Annotated in this window: 23 protein-coding genes and 1 other RNA gene; 16 read left to right on the forward strand and 8 right to left on the reverse strand. The window is 64.2% G+C overall.

What is annotated here, in order from left to right:
- The first annotated feature begins 408 nt into the window (after positions 1-408).
- Positions 409-4308, forward strand: coding sequence for an AsmA family protein (locus JN280_RS19170; protein WP_202314334.1), 3900 nt, complete (start codon positions 409-411; stop codon positions 4306-4308).
- Positions 4309-4831: 523 nt separating this feature from the next.
- On the opposite strand, the gene JN280_RS19175 is transcribed toward JN280_RS19170, so the two are convergent.
- The 3 genes from JN280_RS19175 to JN280_RS19185 are packed head-to-tail and all read right to left on the reverse strand — an operon-like array spanning position 4832 to position 5819.
- Entirely contained in the window at positions 4832-5050 is a 219-nt protein-coding gene (locus tag JN280_RS19175) for a ribbon-helix-helix domain-containing protein (RefSeq protein ID WP_202314335.1), read from the reverse strand.
- A gap of 10 nt (positions 5051-5060) precedes the next feature.
- Positions 5061-5258, reverse strand: a complete 198-nt coding sequence (locus JN280_RS19180; RefSeq protein WP_202314336.1) for a DUF4169 family protein — start codon at positions 5256-5258, stop codon at positions 5061-5063.
- Between the two features lie 9 nt (positions 5259-5267).
- Positions 5268-5819 carry an SspB family protein gene (locus tag JN280_RS19185; RefSeq protein WP_202314337.1) on the reverse strand — a complete coding sequence of 184 codons (552 nt, stop codon included), beginning with the start codon at positions 5817-5819 and terminating at the stop codon, positions 5268-5270.
- A 507-nt stretch (positions 5820-6326) separates the two neighbouring features.
- On the opposite strand from JN280_RS19185, the gene JN280_RS19190 reads away from it, so the two are divergent.
- The 11 genes from JN280_RS19190 (at position 6327) to JN280_RS19235 (ending at position 18101) form a co-directional block, all read left to right on the forward strand.
- The gene (locus tag JN280_RS19190) at positions 6327-6650 is read left to right on the forward strand and encodes a hypothetical protein (RefSeq protein ID WP_202314338.1); all 324 of its coding nucleotides are present in this window, start codon (positions 6327-6329) and stop codon (positions 6648-6650) included.
- A 26-nt stretch (positions 6651-6676) separates the two neighbouring features.
- A complete protein-coding gene (locus JN280_RS40310) occupies positions 6677-7057 on the forward strand; it encodes a Kazal-type serine protease inhibitor domain-containing protein (protein ID WP_446720831.1) in 381 nt (126 codons plus the stop codon).
- Between the two features lie 491 nt (positions 7058-7548).
- The gene (locus JN280_RS19195; protein WP_244743427.1) at positions 7549-8715 is read left to right on the forward strand and encodes a helix-turn-helix domain-containing protein; all 1167 of its coding nucleotides are present in this window, start codon (positions 7549-7551) and stop codon (positions 8713-8715) included.
- A 351-nt stretch (positions 8716-9066) separates the two neighbouring features.
- Positions 9067-9309, forward strand: coding sequence for a hypothetical protein (locus tag JN280_RS19200; protein ID WP_202314340.1), 243 nt, complete (start codon positions 9067-9069; stop codon positions 9307-9309).
- On the forward strand, positions 9299-10783 hold the full coding sequence (locus tag JN280_RS19205; protein ID WP_202314342.1) for a basic amino acid/polyamine antiporter: 1485 nt from the start codon (positions 9299-9301) through the stop codon (positions 10781-10783). Before JN280_RS19200 ends, JN280_RS19205 begins: the two co-directional genes overlap by 11 nt.
- A 97-nt stretch (positions 10784-10880) precedes the next feature.
- On the forward strand, positions 10881-12128 hold the full coding sequence (gene arcA / locus JN280_RS19210; protein WP_202314344.1) for an arginine deiminase: 1248 nt from the start codon (positions 10881-10883) through the stop codon (positions 12126-12128).
- 39 nt (positions 12129-12167) lie between these two features.
- A complete protein-coding gene (locus JN280_RS19215; protein ID WP_202314346.1) occupies positions 12168-12764 on the forward strand; it encodes an HdeD family acid-resistance protein in 597 nt (198 codons plus the stop codon).
- A gap of 49 nt (positions 12765-12813) precedes the next feature.
- Positions 12814-13971, forward strand: coding sequence for an efflux RND transporter periplasmic adaptor subunit (locus JN280_RS19220; protein ID WP_244743431.1), 1158 nt, complete (start codon positions 12814-12816; stop codon positions 13969-13971).
- Positions 13968-17111, forward strand: coding sequence for an efflux RND transporter permease subunit (locus JN280_RS19225; protein ID WP_202314348.1), 3144 nt, complete (start codon positions 13968-13970; stop codon positions 17109-17111). The genes JN280_RS19220 and JN280_RS19225 overlap by 4 nt, the downstream gene beginning before the upstream one ends.
- Positions 17112-17167: 56 nt before the next feature.
- Positions 17168-17722 carry an HdeD family acid-resistance protein gene (locus JN280_RS19230; protein ID WP_202314350.1) on the forward strand — a complete coding sequence of 185 codons (555 nt, stop codon included), beginning with the start codon at positions 17168-17170 and terminating at the stop codon, positions 17720-17722.
- A 31-nt stretch (positions 17723-17753) separates the two neighbouring features.
- Positions 17754-18101 carry a hypothetical protein gene (locus JN280_RS19235; RefSeq protein ID WP_202314351.1) on the forward strand — a complete coding sequence of 116 codons (348 nt, stop codon included), beginning with the start codon at positions 17754-17756 and terminating at the stop codon, positions 18099-18101.
- A 45-nt stretch (positions 18102-18146) separates the two neighbouring features.
- On the opposite strand, the gene JN280_RS19240 is transcribed toward JN280_RS19235, so the two are convergent.
- A complete protein-coding gene (locus tag JN280_RS19240) occupies positions 18147-18830 on the reverse strand; it encodes a TetR/AcrR family transcriptional regulator (RefSeq protein WP_202314352.1) in 684 nt (227 codons plus the stop codon).
- 173 nt (positions 18831-19003) lie between these two features.
- Between JN280_RS19240 and JN280_RS19245 the strand changes: the two genes are divergently transcribed.
- Positions 19004-20209 carry a multidrug effflux MFS transporter gene (locus tag JN280_RS19245; protein WP_202314353.1) on the forward strand — a complete coding sequence of 402 codons (1206 nt, stop codon included), beginning with the start codon at positions 19004-19006 and terminating at the stop codon, positions 20207-20209.
- Between the two features lie 175 nt (positions 20210-20384).
- Here the strand turns inward: JN280_RS19245 and JN280_RS19250 are convergent, their stop codons facing one another.
- Positions 20385-20993 (reverse strand): AAA family ATPase, encoded by a 609-nt coding sequence (locus JN280_RS19250; RefSeq protein ID WP_202314354.1) that lies wholly within the window; start codon positions 20991-20993, stop codon positions 20385-20387.
- A 226-nt stretch (positions 20994-21219) separates the two neighbouring features.
- Positions 21220-21583: a transfer-messenger RNA gene (gene ssrA / locus JN280_RS19255) on the reverse strand.
- 149 nt (positions 21584-21732) lie between these two features.
- Here ssrA and JN280_RS19260 point away from each other — a divergent pair.
- Positions 21733-22527 carry a thymidylate synthase gene (locus JN280_RS19260; protein WP_202314355.1) on the forward strand — a complete coding sequence of 265 codons (795 nt, stop codon included), beginning with the start codon at positions 21733-21735 and terminating at the stop codon, positions 22525-22527.
- A 107-nt stretch (positions 22528-22634) separates the two neighbouring features.
- Here JN280_RS19260 and JN280_RS19265 read toward each other — a convergent pair whose 3' ends face one another.
- A complete protein-coding gene (locus tag JN280_RS19265; protein ID WP_342215843.1) occupies positions 22635-23042 on the reverse strand; it encodes a c-type cytochrome in 408 nt (135 codons plus the stop codon).
- Positions 23043-23132: 90 nt separating this feature from the next.
- Positions 23133-23588 carry a pyridoxamine 5'-phosphate oxidase family protein gene (locus JN280_RS19270; protein WP_202314891.1) on the reverse strand — a complete coding sequence of 152 codons (456 nt, stop codon included), beginning with the start codon at positions 23586-23588 and terminating at the stop codon, positions 23133-23135.
- Positions 23589-23813: 225 nt separating this feature from the next.
- Between JN280_RS19270 and JN280_RS19275 the strand changes: the two genes are divergently transcribed.
- Both JN280_RS19275 and JN280_RS19280 read left to right on the forward strand, forming a co-directional pair.
- A complete protein-coding gene (locus JN280_RS19275; RefSeq protein WP_202314356.1) occupies positions 23814-24647 on the forward strand; it encodes a universal stress protein in 834 nt (277 codons plus the stop codon).
- Between the two features lie 161 nt (positions 24648-24808).
- Positions 24809-25132: a c-type cytochrome gene (locus tag JN280_RS19280; RefSeq protein WP_202314357.1), complete on the forward strand. Its 324-nt coding sequence runs from the start codon at positions 24809-24811 to the stop codon at positions 25130-25132.
- Positions 25133-25140 lie beyond the last annotated feature (8 nt).

Raw genomic sequence — 25140 nt, forward strand, 5'->3', positions numbered from 1 at the left:
CACGCGGGGAGAGAGAGGCCGGCCGCTCTGATTTCGCCAATCGGAAAACCTCGGCGATTGGCGAATGTGGCGCTTGAACTCTGCCGCAGACCCGATTGGCTATCTCCCCGCTTACGGAGGTGAGGAGCCGGTTCGCGGAGCGGATTCATCGTTCCTGTGGCACGATCAAAGGCCAGCGAAAGACGGGACGCTGCGAAGCAGCGGGGACCGGGCCCGGCAGGACGGTGAGGGGCGATGCAGTGCGAAGCGGTTGTTTTCCGGTATTTCCCTGGATTGGATAGTCGAGCTGAAGCACCTCGATCGTCTGGAATGCGCGCAATTGCCACTTTATGGACATGGCGAAGCGGATAGAGTGTAGGAACGCGAACGGCATGTTCGTTCCAAGTGGCAAGCGATTGCGAGAGTAGGGTGCTGGCACGGCTTTTTGTGCTCGTCGGTGGATTGATCGTGCTGGCGCTGACAGCGGCGCTGGTGGGGCCGTATCTCATCGACTGGACGTCGTACCGGTCGAGCTTCGAGCGTGAGGCGAGCGCGATCCTCGGCCGCAAGGTAACGGTCGAAGGTGCGGCCAAGGCTCGCCTGCTGCCGTTTCCGTCGGTGACCTTTTCCGATGTGTCGGTAGCCGGGGGGCCCGACGGCACGCCCGCCATGACGGTCGAGACCTTCTCCATGGATGCCGAACTCGCCCCCTTGATGCGCGGCGAGTTCCTGATCTTCGACATGCGCCTGGTGCGGCCAAAGGCCACCATCGGCATCGGCGCCGACGGCGTCGTCGACTGGGCGATGCGGCCGTCCTCGCCCTTCGATCCCGGGCAGATCGCGGTGGAGAAGCTGACTGTCACCGAGGGCGAAGTAACGCTCCGGCATGCGGCCGGCGGCCGCGACCATGTGCTGTCCGACATCAACACCGTCATCTCGGCCCGATCGCTTGCCGGCCCATGGCGGGCCGCAGGCTCGCTGCGGCTCGACGGCATGGAGACGAGAGTTGAGATCTCCACGGGCAAGCTCGATGAGACCAGGGCCATGCGCCTGCGCGTCCGCGCCGATCCGGCCATCTATCCGCTGGCGGTGGAGATGGACGGCGACGTCAGGCTGGAGGATGGCGCGGCTCTTTATGCCGGCGCCTTCAAGGTCGATGCCAAGGTCGATTCACGTGGCGACGCCGCGACGACGCAATTACGCGGCACGGATGGCGCGAGCTTCAAACAGCAGGAGACATCGGGGCGCGAGCCGCCGCCTTACCGGCTGAGCGGCAAATTCGCAGTCGACCATCAGCGGCTGGATGTCGAGCAGTTCCGATTCGAGACCGGCCCGCTGGACAATCCCTATACGGCGGATGGAACCGGTCTGGTCGATCTCGGCACCGCGCCGCATTTCGAGATCGAGGCGCATGGCGCGCAGGTCCGCTTCGACGAAACGGTCGCCGAGCCCGGCAAGGCGAGCGGCGCCACGCTGGCGACGCGACTGGCCGGATTGGAGCGCATGCTGGCGGGCCTGCCGAGGCCGGGCATTCCGGGCACGGTGGACTTGGCGCTGCCGGCGGTCGTGGCGGGCGATACGACAGTCCGCGATGTGAGGATCGCGGCCGAACCGGCTTCCGAGGGCTGGAACATCAAGGCACTGTCGGCCGCGCTTCCGGGCCGCACGACGCTGGAGGCCAGCGGGCTCCTGCGCACGCCGAAGGATTTCGGCTTCCAGGGCTCGCTGCTGCTCGCCGTCGGTCAGCCCTCGGGCTTCGCCGCCTGGCTGTCGCGCGACGTCGACGAGGCGATCCGCCGCCTGCCGGCGGCAGGCTTCAAGGCGAGCGTCGATCTCACCCGCGAACGACAGGCTTTCCACGACCTCGAGCTCATCCTCGGCAAGGCCAGGTTTCGCGGCGAGGTCGACAGCCGGCAGCCTCAGGATGCCGAGCCGTCGATGGCGCTGAAGCTCGAAGGAGACGCGCTCGACATAGACGGCATGACCGCCTTCGCCTCGCTGTTCGTCAGCGGCAGGGGCCTGACCGAACTCGCCGCGCGCAATCTCGACCTGGCGATCAAGGCCGGCCCAGTCTCCGCCGGTGGATTGACGGCAGAGACGGTGGATGCCGCACTGCGCCTGCGCGGCGAGCAGCTCGAGATCGACAGGCTGTCGATCGGCGGGCTGGAGGGTTCCACGGTAAGCGCCACCGGTACGCTGCGGGATATCGCGAGCAATCCTTCCGGCCGGCTCGACGCGTCGATCGTCGCCGTAGACCTCACGCCGCTCTTGAAGCTCGTCTCGGGCCAGTATCCCGGCAATCTCCTGTTCTCCGCTCTGGCCGAGCGCGCGGCCGCCTATCCTGGGCTGTTGGAGGATACGCAGATCGACCTTGTGGGAACCGCCGCGCCCAATGGCGACGGGACTTCAGGCTTCGCCGTCAGCGCCAACGGAGATGCCGGCGGCAGCACGTTTTCCCTCGCCGCTTCGGGGATGCTCGCCGGCGGCACGGCGCTCGACATCGACCCGGCCGCTCCGCTGTCGATCTCCTTCTCGGCCAGGAACGACAATGCGGAAGCCCTGATGGCGCTCCACGGCCTGCCCGTATTGCCGCTCGGCGCCGTCGGCGGCGGCGAAGCCACGCTCACCGCCAAGGGTACGCTGGAGAAAGGACTGGAGACGTCTTTCGATTTCGCGGCCACGGATATGTCGGCCGCCTTCAACGGCAGTCTGCGCATGGCCGAGGGCCAGATGAAGGGGGCGGGCGACGTCACACTGGAGGCCACCGATATCGAGCCCTGGCTGATGACGAGCGGCATGATGCTGCCCGGCATGGGGCTGGGCCTGCCCGTCGAACTGGCCGCGAAGGCGTCCTTCGGCGACGGCACCTTGCGCATGTCCGGCTTGAGCGGGACGGTGGGCGAGGGTCGCCTTTCCGGCGATGTCGCCGCGGCCGTCAGGGACGGCGTTCCGCATCTCACCGGCACGGTGTCCGCCGAGGTCCTCGACCTGTGGCCGGCTGTGGCGACGGTGCTCGGCGAGGCGTCCATCCAGGGTGCCGGCGGCGCCTGGCCCGACGTGGCGTTCCGCAACAAGGTGGCGACGCCCTTCACCGCCGAGCTCGACATCAAGGCCGGGTCGGTCTCGGCCGGAATGTTCGGCACGGCCGCGGATGTGTCGGCCACGGCGCGGCTCGACATGGAAGGCCTGCATGTCTCCAATTTCGACGCCAAGGCCTATGGCGGCGTGCTCAGCGGCCTTGGCGAACTGAAGAACAATGGCGGCACCGCCCTGTTTTCGGGGCAGATGAAGCTGACCGGCGCCGATCTCGCCGCGCTGCTCGACGGCAGTGGCCTTGCCGGCAAAGGTGATGTCACAGCCACCTTGTCGGCCAGCGGCAAGTCCGTCGAGGCCATGGTCGCGGCGCTCTCCGGTTCGGGCACCGTGACGTTCGGCGGCACGACCGTTCCAGGCGTCAATCCTAATGCGTTTGCGGCTCTCATCCGCGCGGCCGACGCGGTCGGCCGCGAAATCGGCGCGACCGACATCGCCGCCTTCGCGCCTGATATCGTTGGAGACGGCACCTTCCAGGCGGACGGCGGTGAGATCGCCTTCACCGTGGCCAGCGGTATCCTGCGGGCGCCGCCATTGACGCTCGCCGGGCAGGGCGTGTCCCTCACGGCAGAGCTCAAGGCCGACGCCAATACCGGTACCGTTTCGGCGACGGGGCAGATCGCCTATGCGCCGGGGGATGAGGCCCTGGCGGGATCCGAGCCGGTCGTCGGCTATGCGATCGAAGGGCCCCTCCAGACAGCGCAAGGGCGCCTGGATCTGACCCCCCTCACACAGTTCCTGACGCAGCGCGCGCTGGAGATCGAGCAGGCCCGCGTCGAGGCCATGCAAGCCCAGTTGCTCGAGCGCCAGAGGCTGCGTCGGGAAGTCCGTTACTACGCCGCGCTACAGTCCGAGCGCGACCGTCTCGTCGAGGAAAAGCGGCGAGCGGAGGAAGAGGCACGCAAGCGGGCCGAGGAGGAGGCGCGCCGGAAGGCGGAAGAAGAGGCCCGCCGGAAGGCGGAAGCGGAAGCCAGGGCAAGAGCGGACGCCGAGGCGAAGGCTGCGGCCGAAGCCAAGGCCCGCGCCGATGAAGTTGCACGCCAGAAGGCCTTCGAGGAAAGGGCCGCGGAGGCCATAAGGATGGCCGAGCAGGAGCGGGCGCAGCACGAGGCCGAGGCGAAAAAGCCGGAGATCGAGCGGGCACCCCTGCCGGCTATCGAGGACGGTGGCGGGGCCGGTCGTATCAACCCGTCCTCGATCGACGATTTCCTGCGCTCGCTGCAGGGCGCGGAATGAGAGGCCCTTCCTGCGGTCGTTGCGCCGCCCTGCCATGAAAGTAGCGCCGAAATCTGTTTTGCTTCAGTCGGATAAGGGATTCGGCAACGCCGCGAAATGCCCCTCATCCGACCTCGCTTCGCGAGGCCACCTTCTCCCACAAGGGGAGAAGGCAAGGCTTGCAGGAGCGCTCCGGCCAATCGTCGACGTTGACGATTTGCAGAGCCGACAAAGCCAGGCTCCGACCTTCTCCCCTTGTGGGAGAAGGTGGCCTCGCGAAGCGAGGTCGGATGAGGGGTCACCCGGGTGCAAGGGCCACAAGGCACGGGCAAGCAGGCGACCCGGTGGCCGTAAGCAACGTCTTGGCCCGCAGGGAATATGTGCATGCCGTAGCCGTTTACGGGGAGAAGGTGGCGGTCCACCCTCCGCAGCTGCTGCGGAGGACGGGCAGGCGGATGAGGGGCGGTTCGCGCGTGGCCGAACCCCTTATCCAACTGCAATCAAAAGGCTTTCCGACCGGCGAGGCGGCTGTCGGCGAGTGAGATCACTTCGCGCGTTTCGCCCATTCCAGGACGTGGATGCGCAGCATCGAGGACAGATTGGCGTCGCGGGGGCGGGCGGCGTCGACCTCGGCGACGAGGGCGGCCAGCGTCACGCCCCGTTCGGCGGCGATGGAAACGAGGTCCTCATGGAAGGGCCGTTCGAGCGAATAGCTCGTGCGATGGCCGCGGATCGTCACCGAGCGCTTCTTGACGAGGCTCATGCGGCGTCACTCACCCGTGCGTGTCTTCGTCCTTGCGCGCGAGACGATGACCGTCGAGGAAAGCGGACGATCTCCCGGCTTCCGTTTCGGACCGCAGCTTCTCGGCTTTCGAGCGTCCATGCAGCTGACGGTTCTGTTGCGCGAGCCGTTCCTTCTCGTCGCGCGTCTTCCTCTTGCGCGCCATGCGAAGATTGACGATCTCGGCCATCGGGGCCCGCTACTTCTTCCGGAAAGCGTCGAGCGAGACGACGTCGGCACCCTTGGTCGCCGTGTCAGCCGGCTCTTTTTCGGCCTGCTTGCTGTCGTCTTTCTTGCGCTGCTCGCCCTTCTTCGAGGTCGACGCCGGAGCCTTGGCCGGTTCGGATTTCTTCAGCGCCGCCGGCGGCTCGGTCGGGGCCTCGGCAACGGCCTCCGGCTTGACGTCGAATTCGAGTTCGAAGTTCACGGAAGGATCGTAGAAGCCGCGCACCGCCGAGAAGGGAATCTCCAGCTTCTCCGGAATGTCGGAGAAGGACAGGCCGACTTCGAAGCCCGTGTCGGTGACCTTCAGGTCCCAGTACTGGAACTGGAGCACAATGGTCATCTGCTCGGGGTAGCGTTCGCGCAGGCGCGTCGAGATGCGCACGCCAGGAGCGCCGGTCAGGAAGGTGATGAAGAAATGATGGTTGCCGGGGAGGCCGGTGCGCGCCACTTCGGCCAGAACCTTGCGCATGACGCCGCGCAGAGCCTCCTGGGCGAGAATGTCGTAGCGGATGTGGTCTTCGGCCATGGGTGACCCGGTTTCCCTGAATCGAACAGCCTAGGTGTAATCAAGCGCAAGGCCGCCGTAAACCGGATATAGCGTGAGCTTTCTCGGAGGTAAGCCTCCAAGCGCGCTTGCGTGGCTTCGCCCACGCTTCACATGGCTGGGCTCTTCCCTTGCCGCAGGCTTCTTGTCGGAAAACCGCGGGACAGTTTTCCGAAATCCGCTTGGCTGGCCGAAACAAGCATTGCGCCGTCAGGATCGACCCCGACCGGTTGCCTCACCACACCTGCGACCTTACCGGCTGGGTAGAGGGCAGTTCGTCATTTTCCCGAAAGAGACACGGAGCACACCAGCAGGATTCTGAGCTAATTTCATCCGACTGGTTGAAGGATAGAGTAACCGCGTCCGACAGGCGGGCACATTGTCGACGGCGGGCCCCGACAGGGTGGTGTTCATGTCCTTGTCATCGTCTATCCGACCGAAGCCAAAGCTGAAGAAGTCCGGACCAAAGAGTTCAGGAGACCGTGTGCAATGTTGGCGACCATGCCAGGGCTAGCGGGCGGTATTCTGCTGGTCATCGAATTCCTTTGCGGCGCTGCCGCCGGAATCGCGCTGGGCCGTCGGGTCCGCGGCTTCAGCTGGGGCTGGGTGGCCGATGGTGCGATCGGCGGCATTGGCGGCCTGCTCTTTGTGTGGCCTTCCCCGCGCATTCCCGGCGTCGGGCGCCTCATCGGCCACCCTGCAAACGGGTTGACGCCCGCTGTGCTGATCGGAGCCGGAGTGGCCGGATTTTTCGGAGGCCTTTTCCTGATCCTGCTGGCGGGTTTCGTCAAGGCCATCGTGAGAGGCCGATAGCAAACTCCGGGGGCAGGAGTGACGCAATGCCGACCGGCGCATATTTGTTCCTCGCTCTCCTGGTCGTTGTCGCAGCAGCGACGGCATGTACGGTCGTCGTGGATCAGCGTCCGGTTCCTGCGCGTTCGCCGGTCTGCACACGTGAGTTCGCTCCGGTCTGTGCCCGGCGCGGCGGACAGCGGCGGACTTTCACAAATGCCTGCCTGGCCCGGACGTCGGGCTTCGAGGTCGTGTATCGGGGACAGTGCCGTGCAGGCCCGCCGCCGATTGCCGGCCGCCCAGCCGCCTGTCCTCGCGAATTCGCGCCTGTCTGCGCGCGGCGCGCCAACCTTTCGCTCACTTTCGATAATGCGTGCCTGGCGAATGCGAGGGGGTTCCGTCCAATGCATCCGGGGCGCTGCCGCTGACCAAACCACCGGAAGCTTACTGCGACCGCAACGAGGACAGCGAGTTCAATCGGCACGGCACCGTCGACAATGTGGGCCCGCCCGTCCACGCAGACCAGGTCACCACCCGAACCGATAGCGTGGGGACGACCGCCACGGCGGTCAACGTGAGGCGCCTCGCCATACCAGCCCTATCGACCAAACAGGGACGGCGCCGACGCTCCCGACGGAATCTTGCGCTGCGCGACAACACTTGTGTCGAGACGGCGAAGACCAGCAACAGAGCCATGGCACAATTGACGGCGAGCTCTCGCTCGTGCCGGGCATCCGGCATAAGCAATTCGTTCGCAAGCGTCGGCAGCACCAGCGCCGGAAACTGCCAGCATCATTAAGAAATCGCTCATGCGAAGTGTTCGGATTTCAAGCAGCGACGCGAGGGCTTGAATATATCTGCCTATATTTTATAGAAACCAAGATGGATGCGGGGGGCGACTCTGTCTTGCGAGGAGCAGATGTCGCTACGTGGGCTGTCGTCGAGCGGCAACGCCGCAGTGAAGGCTGACTCGGCCGGGGCGCTGTTCTCGGCCAAGGTGGACCCTGAGGCCAGGCGGGTAGCAAACCGGGTAACCATGCCGCCGGTTCCCAAGGCGCGTCCGGTGTCCGCCTTCGAATTCACGACACTGGACCTTCCTGCCGAGGAACGGTTCATGGCTTGGCGGGCCAGCTACGCACCTATGATTGATCTTGTTCAACCGGACGGTCTCGACGTCGCCTTTGCCGGGGACCAGTTGCTCTGGGACCTCGGCAGTCTGGCGTTCTCGCGTGTCAGGACTGATGCCTTGGGGTTCGCGAGCTTGGCGCGACGCGAACGTCGTGACCCGATCGATCATTGGGTGATCAGCCTGCTGCTGAAAGGCAGTTCAAGAACGATCACCCCTTTGCAAACATTCGACGGGCATCCCGGATCGCTTCAGATACACCCGCTCGGGAAGGTTTTCGAAGGGCGTATCACCGACAGCGAAGTGCTGCAGTTGCTCGTGCCGCGCGATTTCTTCCGCGGCATGACCCACCTGCTGGAAGCAGCCGAGTTCGCGGCACGCGACGATGCGATGGCCCGGCTTCTCGCCGGCTACATGGGCCAAATCGCCCGCTGTCTTCCGTCACTGGATGTTCGGGACGTGCCCAGGCTGATAACCGCGACGAGGGCGATGATCCTCGCCTGCACTGCACCGTCCGCCGATCATCTTGCTGAAGCTGACGACACGATCGCCAATGTGCTTCTCGACCGTGCGCGTCGCTTCGTGCAAGCCAACATGGTCTCTGGCGATCTCGACGTAGCCAGCGTGCAGCGCGAATTGGGCATATCCCGTTCGCGCCTCTATCGCCTGTTCGAGCCTTATGGCGGGGTCGTGCACTATATCCAGCGCCGCCGGTTGCTCGACGCCCATGCTGCGCTTGCGGATCCCGGGGACACTCGGCGTATCCTCGATATTGCCGAGGAGCGCGGCTTCACGGACTCTGCAGAATTCAGCCGGGCTTTCAGGCGTGAGTTTGGGTACAGCCCCCGGGACGTGCGGGCGACCGGCAAGAGGAACCCGTCGAACAGATCCGCTTCCGATCTGGAGCGCGTTGCGCCAGTCGACCGGCTGGGAGTTCTGTTGCGCCGGCTGCAAGCGTGAAGCTCGCAATGCCGACACCCATGCGCTTGCTGTAAGCGCAGGTTCGGCACAGGGTGCACAACCTGTGCGGGTCGAGTTGCGGCATGGAAGGCGGTCCAGCGCCCGGCGCCAGAGGGGACTCGACCCCAAATAGAGACGCAGCGCAAAGCGTCGGGATTCAGTGCTAATTTCTTTTCCCGAGCATCGGCATAAGGTGCCTCGGTGCGGCGGACTAAAACGGCAAGATCAAGCCATACGTCGCGAGGTAAGCTGTTGTCACGGAAGCCTTACTTCGTGGAGCTATGACATGATGACTCAAGCTGGGTCGGCGCGATGACGACCCAAAGCGAGCAGAAACTTCTCCGTTTCTCCATGATGGTTGTCGGCTCCATGGCGGGCGCCGGCAAATTTGCACTACCCCATCCTTTCGGCCTCGCGATCGGCCGGTTCCGCTCCACAATCGCCTGGTGCATCGCCAGCGGCGGCTTCTCCATGCTGAAACGGGTCTTCCGGTTGCCTGCCCGGGAGCATCGCGACATCGAGCCCAGCGTCTTGTCCCAACTGTATTCGTGCCTGGGAAATCCAACATTGGGAGAACCGATCGATGGCCACTGACACAGCCCACGGCTCGCCCGCTGCGACAGCCCAAGGCGGCGAGGACAAGCTGAGCCTTCCGGCGCTGGCCGCGATGGTCGTTGGTTCGATGGTCGGCGCCGGCGTGTTTCAGCTCCCGGCGCGTTTCGCGACCCAGACCGGGGTCTATGGCGCTCTCATCGCGTGGGCGATCGCCGGCACTGGCATGCTGGCACTCGCGTTCGTCTTCCAAACGCTCGCAGTCCGCAAGCCCGATCTCGACAACGGGGTCTACGTCTATGCGCGCGCCGGGTTCGGCATCTATCCGGGTTTCCTCTCCGCCATCGGTTTCTGGGCCTCCGCATGCGCAGGGAACGCCTTCTACTGGGTGCTGATAATGACCACCATTTCGCAGCTGTTTCCCCAGCTCGCGGAGGTGTTCGGAACGGGCGACACCTGGCCGGCTTTCTTCGTTTCCGTGGCTGCGGTCTGGGGGTACTACTTCTTCATCCGCCGCGGCGTCAAGGAAGCCGCGTGGATCAACTACATAGTAACAGTCGCGAAGCTTGTTCCTCTTGCACTCTTCCTCGTGCTCGTGATCTTCTTCTTCAATGGCGAGGTTTTCGTCGGCAACCTCACCGGTGGCTACGACCTGCCCGGCGGAGAATCGCTGTTCCTGCAGGTGCAGGGCACGATGCTCATCACGGTGTTCGTGTTCCTGGGCATCGAGGGCGCGAGCGTCTACTCGCGATACGCCCAGCGGCGCGAGGACGTCGGCACCGCGACTGTGCTGGGGTTCCTGGGGGTGCTCGCTCTTTTCGCGTCCATCTCCATCCTCTCATACGGCATCCTTCCGAAGGCGGAGATCGCGGCGCTGTCACAGCCGTCCGTCGGCGGGGTCCTCGAGTCCGCGGTTGGGCCATGGGGCGGGGCGTTCATCCGCGTCGGGCTCATCGTGTCGGTACTCGGCGCCTACCTGGCCTGGCAACTCCTGGCGGCCGATGTCGTGTACGCAGCGGCGAAGGACGACGACTTGCCCGGCTACTTTGCCAAGCTCAACAGTCAGGAAGTTCCCGAGCACGCCGTTTTCTGGACGTCGGTCCTGGTGTCCGCGATCCTTTTTGCCGTGCAGTTCGCGGAAAACGCCCTCGACTTCACCCTCGACCTGACCGCCGCGCTTTCGCTCGCGCCGTTCGCGCTTGCCAGTGCTTACGCGGTCAAGATCGCATGGCAGCGGGACGGATACACGAACACGTCGTCGGGCATCCGGACGCGAGAGCTGGCGATCGCAGTCGTCTCAACGGTCTACACGCTGTTCCTCATATGGGCCGCCGGATACACGTTCGTCTTCCTTGCCTGCATCCTGCTGGCGCCGGCGACGGTACTCTACTTCATCGCGAGGCGGGAACAGAAGGCGCAGGTGTTCACCACGGCGGGGCTCGTCACCTTCTTGCTCGTCCTGGCTTTTGCGGTGATCGGGATCGTGTTGCTCGCCACAGGCGTGGTGCAGATCTGATGGCCATCATCGCGGCACTTTCCGTATGCGCCAGGCGATCGATCTGCGTTGTGCCCGGCGAATTGTGAGTTCACACCCGACCTAGGAGGTATCGACGATGGCCACAGAAACCGAATTCGGCGTTCATTCCGAGGTCGGCCAGCTGCGCAAGGTCATGGTCTGCGCGCCGGGCCGCGCACATCAGCGGCTCACGCCGACCAATTGCGACGCGCTTCTGTTCGACGACGTGCTGTGGGTCGATGTCGCCAAGCGCGACCACTTCGACTTCATGACCAAGATGCGTGACCGCGGCGTCGAAGTGGTGGAGATGCACAACCTGCTTGCCGAGACCGTGGCCGTACCAGAGGCGAAGCAATGGATACTCGACAATCAGGTTGTGCCGAACCAGGTCGGGTTGGAACTCGTCAACGAAATCCGCAGCTATCTCGAAGGCCTGTCCAACCGCGAGCTCGCCGAGACCCTGCTGGGTGGGCTGTCGACCCATGAATTCCCAGAGCATATCGGCGGCGAGATGCTGGAACTGATCCGTGACGCCGCTGGCGTGGCCGAATATCTTCTGCCGCCGCTGCCCAATACGATCTATACGCGTGACACCACTTGCTGGATCTATGGCGGCGTTACGCTCAACCCGCTCTACTGGCCGGCGCGGCACGAGGAGACGATCCTCGCCACCGCCATCTACAAGTTCCATCCCGATTTCGCCGGCAAGGTCAACGTCTGGTGGGGCGATCCTGCAAAGGACTGGGGCCTTGCCACGCTCGAAGGCGGCGACGTCATGCCGATCGGCAAAGGCAATGTGCTGATCGGCATGAGCGAGCGCACGTCGCGGCAGGCGATCAGCCAACTCGCCGCAACCCTCTTCGAGAAAGGCGCGGCGGATCGGGTCATCGTCGCCGCGATGCCGAAGCTGCGCGCGGCGATGCATCTCGACACAGTGTTCACCTTCGCGGACCGCGACTGCGTGCTGATCTATCCCGACATCGTCAACAGCATCGAGGCGTTCTCCTACCGGCCGGGTGACAAGCCGGGCTCGATCGAACTGCACAAGGACAGTCGCTCCTTCGTCGAAACGGTACGCGACGCGCTCGGCCTCAAGGAGATGCGGGTGGTCGAGACCGGCGGCAACGCTTACGTGCGCGAGCGCACGCAATGGGACAGCGGCGCCAACCTCGTCTGCCTCTCACCCGGCGTCGTGCTTGCATATGACCGCAACACCTACACCAACACGTTGCTGCGCAAGGCCGGTATCGAAGTGATTACCATTACCGGAGCGGAACTCGGACGCGGGCGCGGCGGCGGCCACTGCATGACCTGTCCGATCATCCGCGATGCGGTCGACTACTAGGGGCGCGGACCACGACGATCCGAGGAAAAGGCGCCGCCCATGCCACGAGTTCCCACCGGGCCAGTGAGTGAGGCTTCCATTGAAGGCGTCGACTACGAGCGTCGGGCACAATCCCTGCATTCGCGGTGGCGACTGTTCCTCTCCTTGGGCATCGTTCTGATCGTGGCAGGGGCACTGGCCGTCGCGCTTCCCGCGATCTCGACATTGGCGGCGAGCGTGGTGCTCGGCGCGGTCCTTGCCCTCGCGGGCGTCGTCAAGATGGTCAAGTCATTGCAGGTCAAGGAATGGAGCGGCTTCGTCTGGCAGGAGCTGACCGGCGTGGTTGAGGTCGTCGGCGGCATCCTGATCTTCTTCAACCCTCTGAAAGGCGCACTCGCAATCACTCTCCTGATCGCCCTGGTATTTCTGGTCCAGGGCATTCTGCAGATCGCGCTCGCGGTGGTCGTACGCAACCAGGACGGCTGGCACTGGTTCGCCATCTCGGGTCTGGTTGCACTGGCGGCGAGCGCAGCGCTCGCCCTGAAGCTGCCCCACACCAGCATCTACACGCCAGGTACGATCGCCGGCATTTCGCTCCTTGTCGCCGGCGGCGCCTACGTCGCCATTGCTCTCACCATGCGCAAGGCACGGCCATGAAGACATTGCGCGACAGGCCGCCGCCATATGGCTCTATCGGAGTGCGGCGATGATCAGGCGAGCTTCTCGCATGCGCCTGGCGATGGCCTGCCTCGCAGCTGTCGCGGCCGCTTGCATTGTCTCGATCTCACTCGCCCAGCAACTGGGCGCGGGGCAGGCTGGTCCGCCTCCGGCGGTCATCGTCGAGAAGGTCGAAATGCAGCAGGTCAACAGTCCCGCGCGGTTCACCGGCCGGGTCGAGGCGATCGAGACCGTGGACATCAGGGCGCGCGTCACCGGCTTCTTGCAGAGGGTGGCCTTCCAGGACGGGCAGGAGGTCAAGGCCGGGGACACGCTGTTCGAGATCGAGCCGAACGAACTCGACGCGCTGGTCGCCTCGGCACGGGCGCAAGTGGCGCGCGCCGAGGCCACGCGGAAGTCGGCCGAACGGACCTTGATGCGCAATCGGGATCTGTTCGCCCGCAACACGGTCTCACAGGCAGTGCTCGACGATTCCCAGGCGGCATTCGATGTCGCGGCGGCGGATGTAGAGGTTGCCGAGGCGACGCTGAACACCGCCGAGCTCAACCTGTCATATGCCCGCATCGCAGCGCCGATCTCCGGCAGCATCGGTCGCGCGACCTTCACCGTGGGCAACCTGGTCCGACCGGATTCCGGTTCGCTGGCACGCATCGTCAGCCTCGACCCGATCCGCGTCGCCTTCGCCATGACCGAGGGTCTGCTCGTGACGGTTCGGCAAGAGGAGGCCGGCGGCACCACTTTCGATCCGGACGTGCTCAAGCTTTCGCTGCGGCTTGCGAATGGGACGGACTACGATCAGCCCGGCCGCATCGAATTCGTCGAACACGAGGTCGATCCACAGACGGGAACCGTCGCGGCCCGGGCCGTATTCCCCAACCCCAATCGCATCCTCATCCCGGGACAATTCGTCACCCTGTTCGTCGGGGAGAAGGATGCGCCCAGCATGCCCGTTGTGCCGCAGACGGCGGTGCTGCAGGATCGCGACGGGCGTTTCGTCTATCTGCTGACCAAGGACAACACCGTTTCGCAACAGCGCATTGCCACGGGAGCGCGCGTCGGCAACGGCTGGGCGGTCACCACAGGCCTCGACGGCGGCGAGCAGGTGGTCGTCCAGGGAATTCAGCGCTTGGCCGACGGCATGACGGTGCAGCCCAGCGAGGGCCAGCCCGTCGGCGGCGGCACATGATCTCCGATCTCTTCATTACCCGCACCCGGCTGGCGATCGTCGTGTCGATTGTCATCTCGATCGCCGGCGCGATCGCCATCTTCGGTCTGCCGGTACAGCAGTACCCGCAGATCACCCCGCCGACCGTCACGGTCTCGGCCACCTATCCCGGCGCAAGCGCGGATGTGATTGCCGACGTCGTCGGCGGGCCCCTGGAGACGGCAATCAACGGCGTCGACAATATGATGTACATGTCGTCGACCAGCTCGAACGCCGGGCAATACTCGCTGTCCGTGACCTTCGAGGTCGGCACGGATCCGGACATTGCGCAGGTCAGCGTGCAGAACAGGGCGCAACTGGCGATCGCGCAGTTGCCGGCTGCGGTCACCCAGCAAGGCGTATCGGTGCGATCGCGGTCGCCCGATTTCGTGCTCGGCATCGCCTTCTACTCCCCCGACGACAAGCTCGACGCGCTCGAGATCACCAACTTCACCGCCACGACAATCGTCGATGCCCTCTCGCGCGTTGCCGGCGTCGGCCAGGCGTCGGTGGTGGGGGCGTCCGAGTATTCCATGCGCGTCTGGCTTGATCCGACACGCATGGATGCACTGGGCATCACGGCAGACGACATAGCGAGCGCCATCCAGCAACAGAACATACAGGCATCGCTCGGCCAGGCCGGCGCACCGCCGGCACAGGAAGGCACCAAACTGCAATTCACGCTCGTGGCTCAGGGCAGGCTCCTAACCGCGGAGCAATTCGGCGACATCGTCATCCGCACAGGCGAGGCTGGCGCGATCGTGCGGCTGCGCAACGTCGGCCGCATCGAGCTTGGCGCGCGGAACTATGCCTCCAGCGCGCGCTTCGGCGGACACGATGCTGCGATGCTGCAGATAAACCAGGCACCAGGGGCCAATGCCATCCAGACCGCGAATGCGGTGCAGGCAGAACTGCAGCGCCTGTCGGCCAGATTCCCGCCCGGCCTCCAATACCAGGTCGTCTACGACGCGACGCGTTTCGTGCGGGCGAGCCTCGGGCTGATCGTCCGCATCCTCGTCGAGGCCTTCCTCATCGTGCTCGCGATCACCTTCCTGTTCCTGCAGGACTGGCGATCCATGCTGGTTTCGGCGCTGGCCATGCCGGTCTCGATGCTCGGCACGATGGCGGTCCTGCTGGTGTTCGGCTACTCGATCAACACGATCTCGCTGCTGGCGCTGGTGCTGGCGATCGGATTGGTGGTCGACGACGCGATCCTCGTCGTAGAGAACGTCAGGCACGTGATCGAGGACAATCCCGGGATCGACACGGCGACCGCCACGCGCAGGGCAATGGGGCAGATCACGGGTCCGATCGTTTCGACGACGCTGGTGCTGCTGGCCGTCGTGACGCCGACGGCGTTCCTGCCCGGTATAAACGGCCAACTCTATCGCCAGTTCGCGGTCACGCTCTCGGCAGCGCTGGTCCTCTCGTCCATCGTCGCACTGACGCTCAGTCCGGCGCTTAGCGCGATCCTGCTGAAGCCAGGACTGGGCGGGTACCGGCGCGGTCCGCTCGCCTGGTTCACGCGCGCTCTCAATGCGACGCGCGACGGCTACGGCCGCGTGGTCGCGTTCCTTGTGCGAGTGTGGTACATACCTCTCGCTGCGCTCGCTGCCTGCTTCCTCGGCGCCTTCCTGCTGTTCGCGCGCCTGCCGTCTACCTTTCTCCCCGACGAAGACCAAGGCGCGCTGTTCCTCGACATCCAGCTTCCCGACGCCGCCTCGCTCGATCGCACGCGGGCGATCGTCAACGAGGTCGAGCATGCGCTGTCGGAGACGGAGGGAGTCGAGAACGTCATCTCCATCGCCGGTTTCAGCATCCTGCAGGGAACCTCCACTCCAAACGGCGCGATGGTGGTAGCGGCGCTGGATCCCTGGGACCAGCGCGCGACTCCCGAGTTGCAGCTCAACGCCATCCTTGCAAAGCTGAGGGCGCAGTTCTCCACCATCCCGGGCGCCAATGTCTCGGTCTTTGCGCCGCCGGCCATTTCCGGCATCGGCGCGGTGGGTGGACTCGACCTGCGGCTGCAGGCGCTGCAGGGGCAACGGCCCGAAGAGATCGCGCAGGTGGTGCGCGCCTTCGTCTCGGAGGTGAACCAGCAGCCGGAGATCGGCGGCGTGGCGACGACCTTCAGCGCCGATGTGCCGCAGATCTATGTCGATGTCGACCGCACGCGCGCCGAGGCGCTTGGGGTAAGCGTCGCCGACATCTATTCGACGATCGGCGCCAGCTTCGGCTCCCGCTACGTCAACGATTTCACGCTGCAGGGCAGGGTCTTCCAGGTCAACCTTCAAGCCGACGCCGAGCATCGCGCCGATGCGGAGGACATCCTCAATCTGCATGTACGCAGCCGCACGGGCGCGATGGTGCCCCTGAGGACCGTCCTGTCGACGAGCGTCGTTCTCGCCCCCTTCATCATCTCCCGCTACAACCTATCGGTCGCCGCCCAGATCAACGGGCAGGCCGCGCCGGGCGGCAGCTCGGGAGCGGCCATGGACGCGATAGAGCGCGTGGCCGCAGAGGCGCTGCCGACCGGCTTCGGCTACGAATGGTCCGGCCTGTCGTTCCAGGAACGGCGCGGCAGGGGGCAGGAGCCGATCATCTTCGGACTGGCCTTTCTGTTCGCCTATCTGTTCCTGGTGGCGCTGTACGAAAGCTGGACGCTGCCGATCGCCGTCATCCTGTCGCTCGGCGCTGCCCTGTTGGGCGCGACGGCGGCGCTCATGCTCTTCGGTCTGCAGAACAGCCTCTACGCCCAGATCGCCATCGTGCTGCTGATCGGGCTCGCCTCGAAGAACGCCATCCTGATCGTCGAATTCGCCAAGGAACGCCACGAGGAGGGGCGATCGATCGCCGAGGCGGCACGGCTCGGCGCCGAACAGCGCTTCCGCGCCGTGATGATGACGGCGGTGTCCTTCATCTTCGGCATCCTGCCGCTCGCTGTTGCGACCGGCGCCGGAGCCGGCGCCGGTCGGTCGGTGGGCGTCGCCATCTTCGGCGGCATGGTTGGGGCCACGACAATCGGCCTGTTCATCATCCCGACCTTGTTCGCCGTCATCGAGCGCGTCGTGGAATGGGCGACGCGACGATCGCAAGCCGAACTGGAGCCGCCGATGACGTAACCGCCGCACCTTGGCGGCCGGAGCAAGATCCAGATTTCAACCGCGAGGAGCAAGACATGACCACCTACGATTCTGGAACGTCCGCGGCTCTCCACGAGCCGCCCACCTGGCTTCGCGTCCTGCTCGGGATCGTTCTGCTCCTGGGGGGCATAGTCGTGCTCGGCGACATCGCGTTCGCGACGCTGGTCAGCACGCTGTTCATCGGATTCACGGCGATCGTCGTCGGCGCATTCGAAATCGTCCATGCGTTCTGGACCAAGGGGTGGGGCGGTTTCATTTGGCAGCTCGTGCTAGGAGTTCTCTACGTCATCTTCGGGTGGATGGTGGTGAGACAGCCCATATCGGGTGCCTTGATCCTCACCTTTGCCCTCGGGCTGGTGTTCCTGGCGTCGGGCATCGTGCGGATAGTCGTCGCCTTCAGGCACTGGAGCGAGGGCGGCTGGCTGATGCTCGTTTCAGGAATGTTCGGCATTCTGGCCGGCATCATCGTCGTCACAGGATGGCCGGCGACCAGCGTCTGGGTGCTCGGGCTCCTGCTCGGGGTCGATCTTGTTTCCCACGGGTTGGCCTGGCTGATCCACGCCTGGTCGCCTTCCACGCAAACCGCGTAGCGTCCGGCCCGGTCAGGGGGCAGGCAAATCGGTGCTGCCGTCGGTCTTCAAGGCGGCGCCTGCGGACAGCCGCGCCGCCAGCCGAAGGCTCCCGTGCGCAGTAGACCATGAAGGCAATGAGGATCGGCACGCCGATGAAGCCGCCCGCCAAACGCTAGAGACAGTTCCAGAAGTCCACGGCGAGGATGGCGGCGAAAGCGAGATCTTCAGCGACGCGCCGGCCAGCAACGGCAAGATACAGCTGCTGGTGATGGACTGGATGAGGTGGAGGCTGACGAAACCATCACGCTATTTGCCACAATTCGAACTGGGCCCTGGCGAGCATTGTCGGAACGATGGTCGCGATCTGCAACGCGACGAGGGGATGCTCGTGACGTGAAAACTTCCCAGCCGAGTCTTCATCTTCAGGTAGGCTGCTCGCAGCTCATCTTGAGCCGAGAGCCGGCCTGGCTCCCGTCGGCGCGGGCTTGCGGCCGAAGGCGCGCAGAAAAGTGGTCACGGCATTCGTGGCGGCCTTGAGGTGTTCTTCGTCGGTCGGCGCGATGCCGAGCATCATAGACATCTGCAGGTCGGCATGGCCAAGCGCCAGGAACTGGCGCGCCGCGAGATCGGGGTCGTCGATGTCGAGATGGCCGGTGAGCGCGAGGCGGGCAAAACGCGCGGCGAGTGCCGCCTGCAGCTTGGCAGGGCCGTTCTCGCGCCATGTCGTGAAGAGTTCGGGGTGACCGGCGGCTTCGCCTTGCAACAGCTTGCGAAGGAACTTGCCGTCGTCGTTGCAGAGGCAGTTCTTGTTGATGCGAACGGCGAAGGCCGTCAGTTCGGCATGCAGGTCCGAGGGGTGGTCCGGAAAGGTCGACAAGGTCTCGAAGAAGCCCGCATTGGCCCGCTCCGTGATCTCGCGCACCACCGCGACGAAGAGTTTTTCCTTGTCGCCATGATGGTTGTACACGGTCTGGCGCGACACGCCGGCTTCGGCCGCGATGAGGTCGATGTTGGATCCGCTGAAGCCCTCCTGACAGAAGACGCGGGCGGCCGCCTCGATGATCGACAAGCGTTTCGCGGAATGGCTGCGGGGCGCGGAAATGTCAGGAGCGATGGCAGCTGTCATGAAAATTTATATAGCTGTGATTGACGATTTGGACAAGACTGTCTAAAAATATTGACGTCGCTCTACCAAATCGTCCGGCCGGAGGAACGGGTGGGTTCGCGGAGCGTCGCTTCCAGCGGGCGGTTCATCCCGCCGACGCCTCACCTGGCTATTCGACCCGAAAGAAACAAGTCATGTCACCCAGATTCCTCCGCCTGGCGGTTGTGCTCGGCCTTTTGTCCGCGATCGGACCCTTTGCCATCGACATGTATCTCCCGGCCCTCCCGTCCATCGGCCAGGATCTCGGCGCCAGCACCAGCGCGGTGCAACTGAGCCTTCTCGCCTTCTTCCTGTCGATGGGAGCGGCACAGATCCTGGTCGGGCCGCTCTCCGACATGCTCGGTCGCAAGGCGCCGCTCTATTTCAGCCTCGTGCTCTTCGCCGTGGGCGGCATCGGCTCGGCGTTCGCGCCGACCATCGAATGGCTGATCGCCGCGCGTTTCGTCCAGGGTCTGGGGGCGGCCGCGGGCATGGTCGTCCCGCGCGCCATCGTGCGCGACCTGCACACCGGCAACGAAGCGGCGAGGCTGATGTCGCTGCTGATGCTGGTGTTCAGCGTGTCGCCGATCCTGGCGCCGCTCGGCGGCAGCCTGGTCATCGAGGCCTTCGGCTGGCGCGCCGTCTTCTGGTTCGTGACGGGCGCCGCGCTGGTCGCGATCGTCATGCTCGCCACCACGCTCCAGGAGACGCGCCCGGCCGAAGCCCGTGTCGAAAGCAGCATCGGCGGCGCGCTCGCCGGCTACCGCTTCCTCATGACGGACCGCAACTTCCTCGGTCTCACCTTCATCGGCGCCTTCGGCATCGCCAGTTTCTTCGTCTATCTGGCAAGCTCGTCCTTCATCCTGATCGAGCGCTACGGCCTGACGCCGTCGGAGTACAGCGTCGCCTTCTCGATCAACGCGGTGGCCTTCATCGGCATGTCGCAGCTGACCGGCATGCTCGCCGATCGCTTCGGGCTGCGGCGCGTGGTGCGTGTAGCAGTCTGCGGATACACGATCGTGATGCTGACCTTGCTCGGTCTGACCGTCTCCGGCATCGACCGTCTCGACGTCATGGCCGTTATGCTGTTCGTGGGTTACGGCTTCCTCGGCCTGGTGATCCCGACAACCGCCGTGCTGGCGCTCGAAGAGCATGGCGCGATCGCCGGCACGGCTTCCGCACTGATGGGCACGCTGCAGTTCGCCACCGGCGCCGTGGCGATGGCGATCGTCGGACTGTTCTTCGATGGAACGTCGCTGCCGATGATTGTCGGCATCGCGGCCTGCGCATCAATCGCCTTCGGCCTGACCCAGGCGACGCTGGGGCGCGGCCGTGCCGTGGCCGCCGCGCCGGCCGAGTGATCATCCGGCAGACCGCGCAGCGTCCCGGCGCCGCGTAGGGGAAACGTCCGGCACCAGACAAGAAGCGCCGCGTGTCCATCCGGATACGCGGCGCTTCTGGAGCAAGACGTCGATCGGTCGGCCAGCCCAAGACCGGAAGCGGGCTTCACGTGGCGGTGCCAGTGCAGCCCTTGGTTCAGAGGTCGTATTTCAGAACGACCTCGCCATCGATGAGATCGCCGGCCGCTGCCGATGGGTCCGGTTCCGCCGCAGCCATGATGAAACGCACCCGTTCCTCGACGGATAGGCGAGGCACCTCGACCAGTTCGTAGCCGCAAGCGGCATAGGCGCCGGCGACGGCATGGAAAGTCCGTTCGGCTTCGTCGAGCGTCTGCTTGCGCTCGCGGTCCTGGACGAAGATCTCGGGCCAGGGCGGAAAGACAAAGACCTTGCGGTTGTAGCGGAAGGTTTCCGCAGCGCGCGCGACATGGGCCGGCACCGGCAGGCCGCACAGCCTGAGATAGCCGATGATGTCGGGGATGCCGCGGTCGAAGAATGTGATGCCCGGCCCGGCCTCGGCCATGTGATAGGAACGCATTTCCCAGGACAGCATCAGTTCGGAGAACAGGGCTGGATCGTTCCAGGGGAGGGCCGGACCGTCGATGGTCGCCTGGTCCTGGATGACGCCGCGCCCGGCCTCGACCGAACCGGAATGGCCGGCTGCGACGAGACCTGCGAGCGACGTGCTCTTCCCGGAACCGGGTCCGCCGGTCAGCACAAAAAAGCGATTGAAATGGGCAGTCATGCCTCGGACACCTCGCATGAATGGGGATAGCCATACGGACACGCCATAGGTGCGCGCGAGCGGTATCTTCGGCTCCAGCGTGTCGCGTCAAAAAAGGTTCACGCGACACGTCGGAGGTTCTTGATTTGTCGCATGTCTTTTCCGCGAAACCGCTCAACACTTTCGGGAGACATGCTTTCGCGCGTGCGGAGCGATGTCGGAAAAAAGGGATGTCGGAAAGGGGGGAAGTGGAGGCTTCTGTTGCCAGGTGCCTCCGGACCCCGCCTGAAGGTGCTAACCCGCAGGGCTTGATTCGAGACTATCGCGCCGCATTAAGCAGCGAGACGTGCCTCAGCATAGTTGTCGTTGGCAACTATAAGATTAGCCCGATAACGGTGGTACAATGCCGGGCAAAAGTCCGATCTTTACACCCTCGTCGATCCTGTTTCGCCCCCAGCAAAAGCCGCCCTTCCATAGGGATCGGCGGTTTTTGGTGGAGGCGCCGGGTACCGCCCCCGGGTCCGAATGGCTTATTTCATCGGCCGTTTATCGCCATAGTCAGTCAAGCTGACAGATCGAATATAGGAAGGACGGGCGGAAATTGAAAGCCCGGAAATGGTTCGATTCACCGATGACGACAAGGCGCGGCCGATGCCAAGGCGATTGTAACGAAGGCGCCGCCACAGCCGCCGGTTCGGCCTCGCCCTCGGACCTTGCCTCCGGTAAGATTGATAGAGTTCCCCGAGTCGATCGAAAGCCCATGCGCCAATATCTTGACCTCCTGAGGCATGTCCTCGACGATGGAGTCGACCGAAGCGACCGCACCGGCACAGGTACACGTTCGGTGTTCGGTTACCAGATGCGCTTCGACATCGGGCGCGGATTCCCGGTGACGACCACCAAGAAGCTGCATCTGAAGTCGATCATCCATGAACTGCTATGGTTCCTGGCGGGCGACACCAACATCAAATATCTCAACGACAACGGCGTCACCATCTGGGACGAATGGGCCGACGAGAACGGCGATCTCGGACCCGTCTACGGCGCCCAGTGGCGGTCATGGCCCGCACCCGACGGCCGCGCCATCGATCAGATGGCGAACCTGATCAATCAGATACGCCGGAATCCGGATTCACGGCGTCTCATCGTCTCGGCCTGGAATCCCGCCGAGGTCGACGCGATGGCTCTGCCGCCGTGCCATTGCCTGTTTCAGTTCTATGTCGCCGACGGCAGGCTCTCCTGCCAACTGTACCAGCGCTCGGCCGACATTTTCCTCGGCGTGCCGTTCAACATCGCCTCTTATGCCCTGCTCACGATGATGGTGGCGCAGGTGACAGGGCTGAAGGCGGGAGACTTCGTCCATACGCTGGGTGATGCCCATATCTACCACAATCATTTCGACCAGGCTCGGGAGCAACTGAGACGTGAACCCAAGTCGCTGCCGACGATGTGGATCAATCCGGAAGTGACCGACCTCTTTGCGTTCCGGTTCGAGGATTTCCGGCTGGACGACTACATCGCCGATGCCACTATCCGAGCGCCGATCGCGGTGTGACGCAGCCGGCGGGCATCGGCGTGGACGACGTGTTCCGTTCAAGGATACGGTCATCCAGATCCATCCGAGCCGGCCGCAAATCGCCGCTTCGGGCAAACTCGCCTCTATCAGCGCTGGATCGACTGGACGTATCCGGTAAGCTCATGAATTCGTTCGGTTGTCAGGATCTCTCCACCGCTCGGACCGTACATCTTGACATCCTGCTCGAGAAATTGCCGACCCCAGACCGGCATTTCTCGATTGCCGTGACCGGGAACGGTGTATCGGCCGTCAATCACGGCAAAGACACGATTGTAAGGAAAATCCCCGCCGTTGCGATCGCTCAGGCGGGTGAGATCGGCAGGCTGCCTCACCAGTTCGGGCGCGAGCGGTCCGTGCCCCTTGCCGTCTTCGCCGTGGCACACGGCGCAGGAGGCCAGAAACTCCGTCTCGCCATAGCTCATCTCCTGCGCCAGAACACGGTTCTGCGCGAGAGAAAGCACAGCAATCGTAGCCAGAACACGTCGCATCTTCATGGGTAACCTCCTCGCTCGATAACTTCGAACCAGAACAGGGGACGCCCGGGCCGCCTGCTTCGACGGGTCAATCGGCTTGCGGCGAATTTCCTACTCACCCGTCGCCTCGTCTTTCGCCCTACGCCCCGAGAGATGGGTGACCCGGATGCGAAAGAAGATCTCGGGAAAGCCCGAAGCAGACGGGATGGGTTTCAGGGCGCCGGATTCCCACCAGTCTGCATGTTGGCTCAAGAGTGACCACGCATAGTCGCGCTCCCTCTTGTGGCCGATCCGATCCGGCAATTCCTCGAAGCGGCCATCAGCGATCACGCGCTGCCACTCACGCCCGCGGCCTCTCTCTTCCACCAGTATCGAGACCTGCGGATTGGCTCGCATGATTTCCATCTTCTTGCCCGGCGCGGAGAATGCATAGATGTGGTCATCGGCGTAGGCGTAGTAGAGCGGAACGACATACGGCAAGTCGTCCTTTGCACATGCGATATGAGCAAATCGATTTGCGGCCAGCAGGCAGATGCATTCAGGCGTGCTGAGAGAGCGAATCCACACGGACCTGTCCTTTCCCGACCTTGGAACAGTCTGCGCTTTTCCGAGGCGGTACGAATTGATCGTCATCAAACTCATGACGCATGGCGCGCATCGCGCCGAAGAAAGAGGTGGCCGCAGGAATCTTCGGGTGGTGCCGGCGCCCTTTTTGATTCAGCGCAAGGAGATCGCCGGGCCCAGCTGCGACAAGTCCAGGAAGCTTCCGTCAATCGGTCAGGGGCAAGTGTCATGACTTTCAAGGTCATCCTGAGTGTTACAGGCGTCAACCATGGCGAGGCCGACCTCATCGTCGCCGCCGAACTGTGCCGGCAGGTCGATGCCCATCTCTCATTTCTGATCATCGGTCTCGCAGCTCCCCCGCCAATTGGCGAATACGCAGCGATGGTGTCCGACGCCTGGCTCGAGGAGCGCCGGGCCGACACAGTCCGGCTCGACGAGCGCCTCTCAGCCGTACGAAGCTTTCGCGCCGACAATGTCCCCTCGGCGGACATGGAGAGCAAATATTCGGAAGTCACCTTTGCCGATGAGGCGATCGGAAGAAGCGCCCTCTCTGCGGATCTGGTCGTTGCGGGGCCGGAGCTGCTTGCCGGAGACCTGCTCAAGTCAAAGGTGATCGAGGGTGTCTTGTTTTCGTCCGGGCGCCCGTTGCTCCTGGCGCCCTCGGGGTCCCGCCCCACGCTTCGGCCGAAACGGGTCGTCGTGGCCTGGAATTCCAGCCTCGAGGCGTCTCGTGCCGTTCATGAGGCGATCGGAATTCTCGAGGGCGCGCAGCAGGTCCATGTCGTCATGGTCGATCCCGTGACAGAGGAACGTGGCGGAGGAGAGCCGGGAGGTGACATCGCGGCATTCCTGATCCGCCACGGAGTGAAGGTCGTCGTGGACCGTATTCCAAGCATGGGGCAGAAGGTTGAAGAGGTGCTGCGTCGACACGCGGTCGACACCTCTGCCGAACTCCTGGTCATGGGTGGCTACGGCCATTCGCGTCTTCGGGAGCGTGTGTTCGGAGGCGTGACCAGATCGATGCTTCAGGATACGCCCATGCCGATCCTGATGGCGCGGTAGTCCTCGAACGCCGTGCGTTCATTCGCAAAGGGCGCGCTACATCCCCCCTTGTCTACGTATCGCGCTTCCGAGATCGGGTACGAGGGGCCGATAGGATGGCCGCACCCTTACTCCATCGGCTCGTTCACCTGGACAGCGATGCCTCAAGCGAAGGAAAGAGAATGATGAGTTTCTTCAAGGCATTGGTGCTCACAGTCTTTGCAGCGGGTTCGGCCGCGGCTGCGGAGCAGGAAAGCATCGCCTATGGCAGGGCTCTGGTCGAAGCCAATTGCGCCCGATGCCATGCCGTGGGCACGGCCGATGCCAGCCGGCACGCGGCCGCTCCGGCTTTTCGCACCTTGTCCGGGCGCTATCCGCTCGGAGCGCTGGAAGAAGCACTGGGGGAAGGCATATCGACCGGACATCCGGATATGCCGGAGTTCATCGCCACGCCAGCGCAAATCGAGGCCATCATCGCCTATATCGGGAGCCTTCAGACCCGATGAGCGCGTTT

It is taken from the genome of Mesorhizobium sp. L-8-10 (assembly GCF_016756635.1).
Lineage (GTDB): Bacteria > Pseudomonadota > Alphaproteobacteria > Rhizobiales > Rhizobiaceae.

Bases quoted from the DNA above. Each gene is read 5' to 3' on its own strand.
- JN280_RS19175 (WP_202314335.1), bottom strand. From the start codon at position 5,050: ATGAGCCTCGTCAAGAAGCGCTCGGTGACGATCCGCGGCCATCGCACG.
- JN280_RS19180 (WP_202314336.1), bottom strand. From the start codon at position 5,258: ATGGCCGAGATCGTCAATCTTCGCATGGCGCGCAAGAGGAAGACGCGC.
- JN280_RS19185 (WP_202314337.1), bottom strand. From the start codon at position 5,819: ATGGCCGAAGACCACATCCGCTACGACATTCTCGCCCAGGAGGCTCTG.
- JN280_RS19190 (WP_202314338.1), top strand. From the start codon at position 6,327: ATGTTGGCGACCATGCCAGGGCTAGCGGGCGGTATTCTGCTGGTCATC.
- JN280_RS40310 (WP_446720831.1), top strand. From the start codon at position 6,677: ATGCCGACCGGCGCATATTTGTTCCTCGCTCTCCTGGTCGTTGTCGCA.
- JN280_RS19195 (WP_244743427.1), top strand. From the start codon at position 7,549: ATGTCGCTACGTGGGCTGTCGTCGAGCGGCAACGCCGCAGTGAAGGCT.
- JN280_RS19200 (WP_202314340.1), top strand. From the start codon at position 9,067: ATGATGGTTGTCGGCTCCATGGCGGGCGCCGGCAAATTTGCACTACCC.
- JN280_RS19205 (WP_202314342.1), top strand. From the start codon at position 9,299: ATGGCCACTGACACAGCCCACGGCTCGCCCGCTGCGACAGCCCAAGGC.
- arcA (WP_202314344.1), top strand. From the start codon at position 10,881: ATGGCCACAGAAACCGAATTCGGCGTTCATTCCGAGGTCGGCCAGCTG.
- JN280_RS19215 (WP_202314346.1), top strand. From the start codon at position 12,168: ATGCCACGAGTTCCCACCGGGCCAGTGAGTGAGGCTTCCATTGAAGGC.
- JN280_RS19220 (WP_244743431.1), top strand. From the start codon at position 12,814: ATGATCAGGCGAGCTTCTCGCATGCGCCTGGCGATGGCCTGCCTCGCA.
- JN280_RS19225 (WP_202314348.1), top strand. From the start codon at position 13,968: ATGATCTCCGATCTCTTCATTACCCGCACCCGGCTGGCGATCGTCGTG.
- JN280_RS19230 (WP_202314350.1), top strand. From the start codon at position 17,168: ATGACCACCTACGATTCTGGAACGTCCGCGGCTCTCCACGAGCCGCCC.
- JN280_RS19240 (WP_202314352.1), bottom strand. From the start codon at position 18,830: ATGACAGCTGCCATCGCTCCTGACATTTCCGCGCCCCGCAGCCATTCC.
- JN280_RS19245 (WP_202314353.1), top strand. From the start codon at position 19,004: ATGTCACCCAGATTCCTCCGCCTGGCGGTTGTGCTCGGCCTTTTGTCC.
- JN280_RS19250 (WP_202314354.1), bottom strand. From the start codon at position 20,993: ATGACTGCCCATTTCAATCGCTTTTTTGTGCTGACCGGCGGACCCGGT.
- JN280_RS19260 (WP_202314355.1), top strand. From the start codon at position 21,733: ATGCGCCAATATCTTGACCTCCTGAGGCATGTCCTCGACGATGGAGTC.
- JN280_RS19265 (WP_342215843.1), bottom strand. From the start codon at position 23,042: ATGAAGATGCGACGTGTTCTGGCTACGATTGCTGTGCTTTCTCTCGCG.
- JN280_RS19275 (WP_202314356.1), top strand. From the start codon at position 23,814: ATGACTTTCAAGGTCATCCTGAGTGTTACAGGCGTCAACCATGGCGAG.
- JN280_RS19280 (WP_202314357.1), top strand. From the start codon at position 24,809: ATGATGAGTTTCTTCAAGGCATTGGTGCTCACAGTCTTTGCAGCGGGT.